Origin of the sequence: Neobacillus sp. 204 (assembly GCF_046562815.1) — a bacterium.
Classification (GTDB): Bacteria; Bacillota; Bacilli; order Bacillales; family Cytobacillaceae; genus Neobacillus.
Genome location: NZ_JBJORY010000011.1, coordinates 67,686 through 80,096, shown reverse-complemented (window position 1 = coordinate 80,096; position 12,411 = coordinate 67,686). Strand labels below are relative to the sequence as shown.

Sequence of the window (12,411 nt, the reverse complement as noted above, 5' to 3'; positions counted from 1 at the left end):
AAAAAAGTAAGGTAACACCTCCATGAAAGGTGCGAACCAACTCTCCTTCATGTATAATGAAAACCCACTCAGATACCCTTTAAGTTCAAACATGGTATACTGTGCTAAAGTGATACTGGCTTTTAAAGTGAGAATGCATCATAGGAGTGTGTTTTATGAATTACAAAGTTGTCATTTTAGATATCGACGGAACCATCCTCCCGCATGGAAAAACACTTAGTCATGCCACAAAGGATGCCGTCCAGCGGTTACGAGAAAATCATTTGAAAGTAGTTATTGCTACCGGGAGAGCCCCTTATTTTACAGAGTCCATTATTCAAGAAACCGGCGTCGACTCGATGGTCTTTTTTAATGGTTCTTATGCCTTCCATGAAGGAAAAGAAATATACAAGAGTGCCATTGAGAAACATGTATTAGAGAGGGTTCATCAATTGTCAAATGATTATCAACATCCATTGACCTATTTAAGTAAAACGAATTTTAGAGTGACTGATCTAAGCCATCCATTTGTTGTGGAAGCCTACCAGCATGATCCGTGGAAACCTGAACTTGCCCCGCCGCAATTTTGGACAGACCAAGAAATTTATCAATTGTTTCTTCATTGTGATGTTGAGGAAGAATCACATTATCAAACAAAGGTTCCAGAACTTGATTTCCGCAGGTGGAGTTCAGGGGCACGAACCTGTGATGTGAATTTAACTAATTCAAATAAAGCTGTAGGTCTCAATAAATTATTAGAAAAACTTGGGATTGCACCTGATGAAGCTGTTGCTTTTGGTGATGGTTTAAATGATTTGGAAATGCTATCTTTGGTCGGAATGGGAGTCGCTATGGGCAATGCCCGCGATGAGTTAAAAAAAGTTGCCAATATGGTGACCCTCACTGCCGAAGAAGACGGCGTCCGGTATGGATTAGAGCGCCTCGGTTTAATTTAAACGGAGTGCTCTTCTCAAATTTCCGAATTGCAAATAGGAGAAAAAGAGGAAGATGGAATAAATTTATCATTTGAAGTTATCCGGGATGTTCATCCATGAAATTTTGAATGGGTTTATTACTGTATTACGAAGTAAAAAGCAATAATAAAAGCTTGTAGAATTTGTCCAAATGGACTTACTTCTACAAGCTTTTTATATGTATGGAATGAACGTCTTTTTAGTATTTACAGCCATTCTTCTGCAATGGAGCTATTATCGGCAATGGTGAAGGCTGCATTGGTGATGGCTTGTGCTAGGGTATCGCCCGTTTCACAAATGTTATTGAAGCAAACTTCGGAGACTCCATTGGTGGTATATGTAAATCCGAAATCTTTTAATTTTTCCACGATGAGCATCGCATGGTCAAGATTTTGATCTGGCTGAAAATCAGTAACTGGAATGAATGTCCCATTTTCATAATCAAACCATCTGTCCCATCTATTTAACTTCCAACCTAGTATTCTACGAGCGATAATTTCGACTTGGTTCATTACTTTCAGGCTCCTTTTCTCGATATTTTTTTATTTTACCATTTCCATCATGATTTCCCTATAAAATCAGTTTCAATTTCATGACACTTCTTGATTAGAATTTTGGTTAGAGCGGTAATGTTGACCGTAATTTGCTGAAAAGTGGCTGGGGTTGTCGTCAAAAGGGGCTATTGGCTACCCATCTTAGTTGAAACGAGGATGCTCGGTCGTCAATAGGGGCTATTGGCTGCCCATCTTAGTTGAAACGAGGATGCTCGGTCGTCAATAGGGACCATTGGCTACCCATCTTAGTTATAACGAGGATGCTCAGTCGTCAATAGGAGCCATTGGCTACCCATCTTAGTTATAACGAGGATGCTCGGTCGTCAATAGGAGCCATTGGCTACCCATCGTAGTTAACGAGGATGCTCGGTCGTTAATGGGGGCCATTGGCTACCTATCTTAGTTAAAACGAAGATGCCCGGTCGTCAATGGGGGCCATTGGCTACCTATCTTAGTTAAAACGAAGATGCCCCGTCGTCAATCGCGGCGATTGGATACCGAATTACCCCCCAAAAAAACAAAGACGGTCAACAATTACAAGAATTGACGACCGTCATTATCCAAAAAAATCCAGTTAAGTCTCCAATCTACATTTACAAATTAATGCCTTTCATGCCTGCTTCATGGTAGCGCTCTCCAGCAGCAACACCCCTTGGAGCAACTTCGTTTATTCGGGCTAAATCATTTTCAGTTAATGATATTTTAAGGGCCCCGACATTTTCTTCTAAGTACTTGATTCTCTTTGTCCCTGGTATTGGCACAATATCATCCCCTTGGGCTAGTAGCCAAGCAAGCGCAAGTTGGGATGGCTGGCAGTCTTTTTCCCGAGCTATTTCATTTATTTTATGAACAAGTTCCAAATTTTTCTGGAAATTCTCTCCCTGAAAACGAGGAGAAAAACGGCGATAGTCATCCGCTGCTAAGTCTTCAAATTTCTGAATCTGTCCTGTAAGAAACCCTCTTCCTAATGGACTATAAGGAACAAAACCAATCCCTAGTTCACGGCAAGTGGGCAGAATGTCATCTTCTATATCCCGACTCCAAAGAGAATACTCCGTCTGAACAGCTGTAATCGGGTGCACACTATACGCCCGGCGTATCGTTGCCGCAGATGCTTCCGAAAGTCCTAAATAGCGAACTTTTCCTTCCCGAACTAAATCGGCCATCGCGCCGACTGTTTCTTCGATCGGAGTGTTTGGATCGACTCGATGTTGGTAGTAAAGGTCAATATGGTCCACACCTAAGCGGCGGAGACTCGCTTCACATGCTTTTTTAACATATTCTGGACGGCCATTTATTCCTAAAAATGCCCCATCCTCGGCTCTTACATTTCCAAATTTAGTGGCAATAACCACTTGATCCCGTCGGTCCTTGATGGCCGCTCCGACTAATTCTTCATTTTTACCGACTCCATACATATCAGCTGTATCGAGAAAGGTAATCCCGCGTTCAAGGGCACGATATATTGTTTTGATTGATTCGTCGTCATTTCTTCCACTATAAAAATCTGACATCCCCATACATCCTAATCCTAGTGCCGATACTTCCAACCCCATTTTCCCTAACATTCTTTTTTGCAATCTCCCTCATCCTCTCATCCTTATGGATTATATGATATCAAGGTAATATCCTTTACATGTTTCCCTTACTTTAACCAAACACAGGACCACTCGAATTGCACTTTTTACATATTATAACAGTTAACTGAATTTTCCACCAATGAAACAATAATTTCAATACTGAAGACGGCTCTTTTTTACCCTACAGCATTAAAAGAAAAAAGGACTAACTGCGCTCTGTTAGTCCCTTTCCTTTAATTTCACAAAATCCCTTTTAACAATTCCATCACTTGATCAATCTCGTCTTTTGTTGTTTTCCTGCCTAAACTGAAACGGATGGCACCCATTCCAATCTCCTTAGGTACATCCATCACCTTTAAAACTGGGGATAATTCAATACTGCCGGCATGACATGCCGATCCAGTGGAAGCAGCTAATTGAGGGATCGCATCTAACAAATCTTGACCCACTCTTCTGACAAAACTGACATTCAATGTATTAGGCAGCCGATCCACCGGATGTCCATTCAATACTACTTGATCTCCGAAGGCATCCTGTAATCGCAACCAAAAATACTCGGTCAAATCCTTTAGTTGATGATTTCCTACATAATGGTTTGCCAGTTCACAAGCCTTTCCTAAACCAACCGCCAATAAAGTATTTTCCGTACCGGCCCGAAGTCCAAATTCATGCCCCGCTCCATGGATTAAAGGTTCCAGCTGAATTCCATCTCGGATAAACAAGGCGCCTATTCCTTTTGGTGCATAGAGTTTATGACCGGCAATCGTAAGCATATCCACTTTCAAGTCATTCACATTCACTGGAACTTTTCCAACCGATTGGGATGCATCTGTATGAAATGCAATCCTATGGTGTTGAGCTATTTCCCCAATTTCCTTGATTGGCTGCAAGGTTCCTGTTTCATTATTTGAGTGCATAATCGAAATCAGAATTGTTTCTTTAGTAATTGCTTTTTTTATTTCTTCTAGTGTAACTTTCCCATAGCGATCTACGTCTACATATGTGACCTTTGCCCCAATTTGTTCAAGAAATTTGCAAGGATTCATAATCGCAGGATGCTCAATTTTTGAAGTTATGATATGGTTGCCTTTGTGCCGATTTTTAAAATAATAACCTTTTAACGCAAGGTTATTAGCTTCACTGCCACCACTTGTAAAAATAACTTCTCTAGGGGTACAGCCAATTAAATCGGCTACCATGTCTCTGGCTTGCTGTAATACTTCTTTTACGGGTAAGCCTGCCCAATGCAAGGCCGACGGATTTCCATAAAAATGATCTAAAAGCGGCTTCATCGCTGCGGCTACTTCAGGAGCAATCGGTGTACTTGCATTGTAATCAAGATAAATTTTTTCCATCCATTGATTCATCCCTTCCCCCTAAGACTGAAACCTAGACATTTGTACTGCTCTTAATAAATTCTTTAAACATATCGTTCATTGTAGGGTTTGTGCTCGCCATTGATTCAGGATGCCACTGAACCCCGACCGTAAAAGTGGTTGGATGGATATACTCAACCGCTTCAACGATCCCGTCGGAAGATTGGGCGACGACGCGAAGATCATTGGCTACCCTATCGATTGCTTGATGATGAAGACTATTTACACGTACTCGATCAGAACCGACAATTTCAAATAATTTACTATCTCTAGAGATGGTTACCCAGTGAGTATCTTGACTCCTATCTATTTGTTGTGAGTGTTGAATTGGTTCTTTGACTTGACTTGGGATGTCCTGGATTAAAGTACCACCAAGGGCGACATTCAAAATTTGAACGCCTCTGCAAATGGCAAACAATGGAATATTGTTTTCAAGCGCATATTTCACCAACGCAATCTCTGCTAAGTCCCGCTCCGGTGTCGTTGGACCTAATTGGAGATGTGGATCCTGACCAAAAAGTTTTGGATCCACATCCTCACCCCCGCTGAGGATAATTCCGTCACATAATGGCAGCGTTTCTAATGCTATCTCAGGGTTAATATAGGGAAGGATAATCGGTATCCCTCCATTAGATGCAACGCATTTATGATAATCATGGTGCACATAGACACCTTCCATATTGTCGTTATGTTTCACATAGGCACCTGTTATGCCGATAATTGGTTTCTTGCTCAAATTTCTTCCTCCTTTAACGATGTAACACTATCCTAGATATCTTATCACAATCATTCAATATGATAATATTTTTGAAAGGTGTCCATCCTTTAAACCCAAATAATCTTCAAAAAAATTTACATAATCTTTAAATAAACTTCATAGATTACTATGTATGGCAAATATACAATAATTTTAAGATTGTCAAAGGATGGAGATCAAATGGAGTATGTTCTTTACAATGGCAAGAAATATTTAATCATTTATAAGTACACATCGGGATTCTGTGAAATTAAGGAAGTCGATAGTCTGTATAATATTGAATTGGTTCATACCTCAGAATTAACCAATCTAAATTAAAAAAGCTCTTTTCGTAAACTTTGATGCTTTTGGAGCTTTATAAGGGTCATTTACTAAGTTTCTAGGCAATTTTCGCAAATGTTCATACGAAAAGATGCCACGAAGCAAAAAGTTATACGTTGTTGATCTTATACGAAAAACAACAATCGATGCGAAAATAGCCATTAAAAAAGCTGGAAAAGGTAATGGTACCTTTTCCAGCTTTTTTGATTTATCTGTCGCCAACAATCGAAGTGATAATATGCCGAGAATCCCATTGGCCTTCTGAAAAAGCAATAATTGGGTACTTTTTTGGAAAAAGCATTTGTGTAATTTCATCAATTGAGCGGCCTTCTTCGTAGAGATTCACCACTTCACCGGACAGATTCTCAAGATAATCTAACTTTTGCTTTAGTTTGCTTTTTCCATCCTGAATATAGCCACTGTGGGCACAAAACAATGATTGAAAATCAAAACTGAGCAGCGTGCGAATCGAATAAATAATCACAGGGATCGATTCGCTGTCCATAATGACCTTCGTTCTTGTCGTTACGAATATATCACCCGAAAATAATCGACCAGATTGTTCATGAAAGAAAGAGACATGATCATTGGCATGTCCTGGTGTATAAATAACTTTCCATTCTTGACTGCGTGATTGAATGATGTCCCCAAGCGGCAAGGCATCGAAGGCCGCACGCACTCCCCAGGTAAGTTGTCGATACTTTGGATAGGGACAATGCTCGGCACAAATATGAATTCCTTTTGGATGTACATAGATGGGGACATTTCTATGCTTCTGAATCCAAGGCGCTAAACCGGAATGGTCTTCATGGCTATGCGTCAACGTTACTAAATCAAAGCTATGACGCTCATATATTGGAATTAATTCGGATTCAAGACATTGGGTCCCAGTATCAATTAGCATGCCATCCACCAAAAAAGAATAAACGGTTCCTAATTTAAGACCTGACCTTTGTACGTTCCCCTCAATACAGATAACGTCCTCATTCGTAAACAAGTTCACCATAACCGACTATGTCCACCCCTCTTTTTTCGAATTTTCAAAATTGTTATATTAACAGTATCGAAAAATGAATGAATAATCAATCATGTTGTCCTGATGAAATTTAAACCTATTTATGAATATTTCTCCTCATTTTCTCAAACTATATGAAAAAAAAGGTGGTCTTATCATGAGTAATTGGCATCTCATTTTGGCTGGTGTTGTTTTATTAGTCTTAATCATCGGTTTGGTTTTTACGCTGGGTACAGGGAGAATGGTTAGTACGAAACAAGGCGAGTTCGATACGGCAATCAACGAAAAAACACAAAGACATCCTTATTTACTGAATCCCGTGTTTCTTGTCTGGATTATCGCAATTGCAGCAATCATTTTTTATATCATCTATTTAGGCTTTAATTACTATTGATAAAAAAATGAAGCGAAAGGGAACCCCATTATCTGGCGGTACCTTTCGCTTCATGATGTCTTATTCGGCTGGAGCATGTTCCACGGCAATTTGGTAGGCTTCCAAGATCGCTTCACTTTCGGAGGGATCATTAATACCTACCAAGTCTTGATTACCATCTTCACCTTCAATTTTCATTACGATGGTTTCATCCTCAGCCTTTAATAGTGCATAGGATTCATCCTCCATATCAAATAATGCTTCAACAGCATATTCCTTCAGGTTCCCATTATTATCTTCAATTGTTATATAATCACGCAGTTCATTACTCTTCAACTTTACTCACCTCAACAAATGTACTCAAATATAATGTTCCCTTAACAATGAATGTGTTCGATGGAAATATATTGTTATTACTATCCGCTGTATTTTGGGAACTGTATAATTACTAGGATTGGTAAGGGGACTATTATGAAAGACAAAATTATTGAAGCAGTTACACCACAGATGCAACAAGAAATCGAACGTGTAATTAATGGTATGACATTTATTAAAAATTTCCGCTCAGTTACGGCTGAGGAGTGGTATCTTTTTTTGCCCGGCTACCAAGATCCACGGACAGGAGGAGCTGCTGGCAAAGCCATTGTTCATTATGATCTTTATGGAAATCGAGACATTTTTATTAACACGACAGTTATTTTAGATGATCCAGCGCTATATCAACCCAATGTTCATCCACTGGTTTATGCGGTCGCAGACGAACTGGTCAACCGGCTCGTCGGATACGCGGATACTCTGCTGGCGGTCCATGCTGGTGAAAACTCTTATGATGCGGAATATAGGCAGTAAATGAAAATGAAGTATAAAAGGAACAGGTACGCCGATCATAAGCGACCCTTCTTCCTCTTCCTTCCCGAGTTTGGTCGTGTAGACGCTCCACACCTGGACCCCTTCATATTTAAAAAAATATAGATTTTTTCTATATAAACCACTATTCTTACCTGATAAAATATGAAGCAAATGGAATTGAAGGAAAATGTAGTGAGTTCCTTCGGAAAGAGGTTTAGTGTGTCAGAAAACTCAGATAATTCAAAGGCTTTAAATGATCAACCTGCCTGGCTACAGACGATTATCGAATCACCTGAAAAGCAGCAAAAGTTATATCGACGAACATTACTGATTGTAATCATGTCACAGATTTTTGGTGGGGCGGGCCTTGCAGCTGGTATTACGGTAGGCGCACTCCTTGCCCAAGATATGTTAGGGACGGATAGGTATGCAGGGATTCCGGCCGCTTTGTTAACGTTTGGCTCTGCTGGAGCAGCGCTGCTTATTGGTCGTGCTTCGCAACGTTTTGGCCGCCAAATCGGACTTGCGGGGGGGTTCTTAACTGGCGGGATCGGTGCAATCGGGGTCATCCTTTCTGCAATCACTAATAATATCGTACTTCTTTTTGCATCACTCCTCATGTATGGTGCGGGCTCCGCTTCAAACTTACAAGCACGCTATGCGGGAACTGATTTAGCCAAGCCTACACAACGAGCGACATCCATCAGCATTGCCATGGTATCAACGACTTTCGGTGCTGTGGCGGGACCAAACTTAGTGGATGTCATGGGCCGATATGCGACCTCAATCGGTGTTCCTGCACTTGCAGGTCCCTTCATTCTCGGAGCGGCTGCCTTTTTTCTAGCTGGTTTAGTCCTTTTGATTTTCCTACGCCCAGATCCTTTGTTAGTGGCCAACGCCATTGCAGATCGCCAGCATAGCGACAGAAGTCATTCTTTGGAGAAACAATCTAGCAATCTCGTAAATAATAAACGAGGAATCGTTGTGGGCGCTACCATCATGGTGTTGACTCAAATTGTCATGACTTCGATAATGACCATGACACCTGTTTACATGAAACATCATGGACATGGTCTCAGAGAAGTTGGAATGGTCATCGGCTTCCATATTGGCGCCATGTATCTCCCCTCTCTCGTGACTGGTATTCTTGTTGATAAAATTGGCCGGACCTTCATGGCCATCGCTTCAGGTGCTACTCTCCTAACGGCAGGTATTCTGGCTGCCAGTGCACCTGCTGATTCCATGCTTGTCCTGATTATCGCACTTTCCTTGCTTGGGCTAGGCTGGAATTTCGGTTTAATTAGTGGCACCGCATTGATCGTCGATTCCACACACCCTTCGACCCGTGCCAAAACACAAGGTACGGTAGATGTCTTGATTGCTTTGGCTGGGGCATCTGGGGGAGCCCTATCCGGTATGGTCGTCGCACAAACGAGTTACGCTGGTCTTTCATTGGCTGGCGGGATTCTTTCCCTCCTGCTAATCCCAGTCGTTATCTGGTCCCGAAGCAATCAAAGAATGTCTGTAAAAAGCTAGTTAATGAATTGGGAAATAGAACCTGTTTGAAAGGGCATCCTATTTCCCTTTTTCTGTTGACCACATCTTCTAATGTGACTGATTTTTACCCCTTCGTTTTAAAAAATTAAAAAAATATACGATTTCCAAATTAAATTTATTTTCGGAATATTATAAGTGTGATATAGTCATAGAAAAGAAAAAATGGAGTGATAAAAAATGAAACTGCAAGTCCACCGTACTTATAATTTCAATGCTGGCCCTTCCGCATTACCTATTTCTGTTTTAGAAAAAGCTCAGTCAGAACTGATTGATTTTCGAGGAACAGGAATGTCCGTCATGGAACTTAGCCACCGCAGCAAGGCTTATGAAGATGTACATAATCAAGCGATTGACAGTTTAAAGGAACTTCTATCCATTCCGGATACGCATGAAGTCCTCTTCTTACAAGGCGGTGCAAGTCTTCAGTTTTCGATGATCCCAATGAATTTTTTACAATCTGGAAAAAAAGCTGGATATGTAATGACTGGTTCATGGTCAGAGAAGGCTTTTACGGAGGCAAAACTATTTGGTGAAGTTTATCATACGGCTTCTACTAAAGAAGGTAACTACCGCAGTATCCCGGCGCTTGATCAATTACAGTACGATCCAACAGACGCTTATTTACATCTAACTTCTAATAATACGATTTATGGCACCCAATGGAAGGACTTCCCAGACACTGGCGATGTACCTTTAATCGCAGATATGTCTAGTGATATTCTTTCTAAACCGATTGATGTCAGTAAGTTTGCGCTCATTTATGCAGGTGCCCAGAAGAACCTTGGTCCTTCAGGCGTAACAGTTGTGATTATTCGCAAGGATTTGCTTGAACAAGCTAATACAAATATCCCAACGATGTTAAAATATAGCACACATTCAAAGAACAATTCCTTGTATAACACTCCTCCAACTTTTGGCATTTACATGCTCGGTGAGGTATTAAACTGGGCTCGTGAATTGGGCGGGTTGGCAGCCATAGCTGAGCTGAATGATAAAAAAGCGAACCTGATTTACGAGACAATCGACGCAAGTAACGGTTTTTATATTGGCCATGCAACACCGGACAGTCGTTCTCTCATGAATATAACCTTTAACTTAGCATCGAAAGACTTAGAGAAGAAATTCCTCGAGCAAGCCAAACAAGAAGGCTTTGTCGGCGTAAACGGACACCGTTCAATCGGAGGAGTCCGCGTATCAGCCTATAATGCCGTTCCAGTGGAAGCCTGCCAGGCATTCAAGGAATTTATGATTCAATTCAAATCAGAAAATAGCTAATATAAAAAATAATCACCCTCTCATTTGTTTAGAGGGTGATTTATTTGATTTGTTGGTTTAGTAAAGGCCTCTACTTACCGCTACTGCAACTTTTCCGGTCTGACAGGCATTATAAGCCCCTCTTTCTTACTGGTACCTCATTTTTTTCGGTCCTACGGGCATTATAAGCCCACCATTCTTACCGGTTCTCCGATATTTTTGATCAATTGTGCGTTATAAGCTCCTCTTTCTTACCCCGTACGAACATTCATAACCGGAATCCAATTATAAATATCACCAATCCCACGATTAAGTTATTGTTTTGATTATAGATATTAGAACCTGGGAATTCCACATTCTTGGAATGAAAGCTTTCATAAATTCTGCACAGCAAAAAAGACCAAAGAAGATATGGTGTCTCCTCTGATCTTTTTAAATGGGTTTATTTGCCGTCCACTACTTCTTTTAAAATTTCATAGGAACGTTTTTGTTTTTCAGTGTCGTAAATATAGGATACAGCCATGAGTTCATCGACATGATAATCATTCTGGAACTTCATCAACTGCTGGCGGATCGTCTCCTTGCTTCCTATTAATGTCACACTTTGTTTTGATGCGGCCATTTCTTTTTCCATTGAGGTCCAAATCTCATCCAAATCTTCAACTGGGGGTTGTAACGGATTTTGTGTACCACGGACAACATTTAGGAAAAATTGCTGCATCGTTGTGGATAAAAATTGGGCCTCTTCATCTGTTTCGGCAGCAATTACATTTAAACAAACCATCATATATGGTTTCGCCAAATATTCAGATGGCTGGAACCGACTCCGATAGATTGAGATTGCCTCTTCCATAAATCTCGGTGCAAAGTGGGACGCAAATACATACGGCAGTCCCAGACTTGCCGCTAAATACGCGGAATCGGTCGACGAACCAAGGATATAAATCGGAATATTCGTATCAACGCCAGGATAAGCTTTCACATAACTTTGCTGCTCGGCTGGGCCAAAATAAGTGAGCAATGCCTTGACATCATCCGGAAAAGTATAGACTGAATCATTTTTTGAACGTCTTAAGGCACTTGCTGTCATCATATCTGTTCCAGGAGCACGGCCAAGTCCCAAATCGACGCGATTGGGATAAATCGTTGCTAATGTGCCGAATTGTTCAGCCACCACTAGCGGGGAATGATTGGGCAGCATGATCCCACCTGACCCTACATGGATCGTATTTGTGTGTTCTAAAACGTGCTTGATTAAAATCGATGTCGCTGAACTAACAAGTGTAGCCGTATTATGATGTTCTGCAATCCAATAGCGTTGATAACCCATAGTTTCAACAGCTTGAGCCAGCTCGACCATTGATTCAATAGCTTGGCTGGGACTTTGCCCCTTCCGAATCGGCGCTAAATTCAAGACAGATACAGGTATATGAATAGTTGTCATTTTATCAATCCTTTCCCTAACGAGAATACTACTATAGTAACAATAGGAAGGAAGAAATCAAAAATAAATGCTTACCGAGACTAGGGTGTCAGGCACCATGTGAACTTTTCACATGGTGCCTGACGCCCTAGCTTTCCTTTCCCCTTTCTTCGCGAAATATAATTAGATGTAATTATAAAAAGTGACTTTAATGTACATAACTGATTAAGGGGAATTATGGAAGGGGTGGTAATATGACTCAACAGGGAAAAACAACTTCTGATGCGACCAATAAAGAAGAATTACGGGGAACGTTTTTTTCCGTTTTGATTATTGGGGCCTTCATTCTTCTCTTTTGGATCGTAATGTTCTATATCTATATGAAACGATGATTCCTAT

At 40.8% G+C, this 12,411-nt stretch carries 14 protein-coding genes; 7 read left to right on the top strand and 7 right to left on the bottom strand.

The annotated features are described in order from the left end of the window. Nucleotides 1-155: 155 nt before the first annotated feature. Complete coding sequence (locus ACJ004_RS21360) at nt 156-935, top strand: Cof-type HAD-IIB family hydrolase (protein ID WP_410895157.1); 780 nt, start codon at nt 156-158, stop codon at nt 933-935. A 224-nt stretch (nt 936-1,159) separates the two neighbouring features. Here ACJ004_RS21360 and ACJ004_RS21355 read toward each other — a convergent pair whose 3' ends face one another. The 4 genes from ACJ004_RS21355 to ACJ004_RS21340 form a co-directional block, all read right to left on the bottom strand. After that, on the bottom strand, nt 1,160-1,465 hold the full coding sequence (locus tag ACJ004_RS21355) for a BC1872 family protein (RefSeq protein ID WP_410895156.1): 306 nt from the start codon (nt 1,463-1,465) through the stop codon (nt 1,160-1,162). A 635-nt stretch (nt 1,466-2,100) separates the two neighbouring features. Further along, nucleotides 2,101-3,087 (bottom strand): aldo/keto reductase, encoded by a 987-nt coding sequence (locus ACJ004_RS21350; protein ID WP_410895155.1) that lies wholly within the window; start codon nt 3,085-3,087, stop codon nt 2,101-2,103. 239 nt (nt 3,088-3,326) lie between these two features. Further along, entirely contained in the window at nt 3,327-4,454 is a 1,128-nt protein-coding gene (locus ACJ004_RS21345; protein ID WP_410895154.1) for a cysteine desulfurase family protein, read from the bottom strand. Nucleotides 4,455-4,476: 22 nt separating this feature from the next. Then, the gene (locus ACJ004_RS21340) at nt 4,477-5,199 is read right to left on the bottom strand and encodes a gamma-glutamyl-gamma-aminobutyrate hydrolase family protein (RefSeq protein WP_410895153.1); all 723 of its coding nucleotides are present in this window, start codon (nt 5,197-5,199) and stop codon (nt 4,477-4,479) included. Nucleotides 5,200-5,400: 201 nt separating this feature from the next. Between ACJ004_RS21340 and ACJ004_RS21335 the strand changes: the two genes are divergently transcribed. Beyond that, nucleotides 5,401-5,538 carry a hypothetical protein gene (locus ACJ004_RS21335; protein ID WP_410895152.1) on the top strand — a complete coding sequence of 46 codons (138 nt, stop codon included), beginning with the start codon at nt 5,401-5,403 and terminating at the stop codon, nt 5,536-5,538. Between the two features lie 211 nt (nt 5,539-5,749). Here ACJ004_RS21335 and ACJ004_RS21330 read toward each other — a convergent pair whose 3' ends face one another. After that, nucleotides 5,750-6,547, bottom strand: coding sequence for an MBL fold metallo-hydrolase (locus ACJ004_RS21330; protein ID WP_410895151.1), 798 nt, complete (start codon nt 6,545-6,547; stop codon nt 5,750-5,752). A gap of 166 nt (nt 6,548-6,713) precedes the next feature. On the opposite strand from ACJ004_RS21330, the gene ACJ004_RS21325 reads away from it, so the two are divergent. Further along, a complete protein-coding gene (locus tag ACJ004_RS21325) occupies nt 6,714-6,950 on the top strand; it encodes a hypothetical protein (RefSeq protein ID WP_410895150.1) in 237 nt (78 codons plus the stop codon). A 60-nt stretch (nt 6,951-7,010) separates the two neighbouring features. On the opposite strand, the gene ACJ004_RS21320 is transcribed toward ACJ004_RS21325, so the two are convergent. Continuing rightward, the gene (locus ACJ004_RS21320) at nt 7,011-7,265 is read right to left on the bottom strand and encodes a DUF1292 domain-containing protein (RefSeq protein WP_410895149.1); all 255 of its coding nucleotides are present in this window, start codon (nt 7,263-7,265) and stop codon (nt 7,011-7,013) included. 135 nt (nt 7,266-7,400) lie between these two features. On the opposite strand from ACJ004_RS21320, the gene ACJ004_RS21315 reads away from it, so the two are divergent. From ACJ004_RS21315 to serC, 3 genes are all read left to right on the top strand, one after another. Continuing rightward, nucleotides 7,401-7,778, top strand: coding sequence for a hypothetical protein (locus tag ACJ004_RS21315; protein WP_410895261.1), 378 nt, complete (start codon nt 7,401-7,403; stop codon nt 7,776-7,778). A gap of 219 nt (nt 7,779-7,997) precedes the next feature. Further along, complete coding sequence (locus ACJ004_RS21310) at nt 7,998-9,314, top strand: MFS transporter (RefSeq protein ID WP_410895148.1); 1,317 nt, start codon at nt 7,998-8,000, stop codon at nt 9,312-9,314. Between the two features lie 198 nt (nt 9,315-9,512). Continuing rightward, nucleotides 9,513-10,610, top strand: coding sequence for a 3-phosphoserine/phosphohydroxythreonine transaminase (gene serC, locus ACJ004_RS21305; protein ID WP_410895147.1), 1,098 nt, complete (start codon nt 9,513-9,515; stop codon nt 10,608-10,610). 421 nt (nt 10,611-11,031) lie between these two features. Here the strand turns inward: serC and ACJ004_RS21300 are convergent, their stop codons facing one another. Next, entirely contained in the window at nt 11,032-12,033 is a 1,002-nt protein-coding gene (locus ACJ004_RS21300; RefSeq protein ID WP_410895146.1) for an LLM class flavin-dependent oxidoreductase, read from the bottom strand. Nucleotides 12,034-12,266: 233 nt separating this feature from the next. Between ACJ004_RS21300 and ACJ004_RS21295 the strand changes: the two genes are divergently transcribed. Continuing rightward, nucleotides 12,267-12,404, top strand: coding sequence for a cytochrome c oxidase subunit 2A (locus tag ACJ004_RS21295; protein WP_410895145.1), 138 nt, complete (start codon nt 12,267-12,269; stop codon nt 12,402-12,404). Nucleotides 12,405-12,411: the final 7 nt, after the last annotated feature.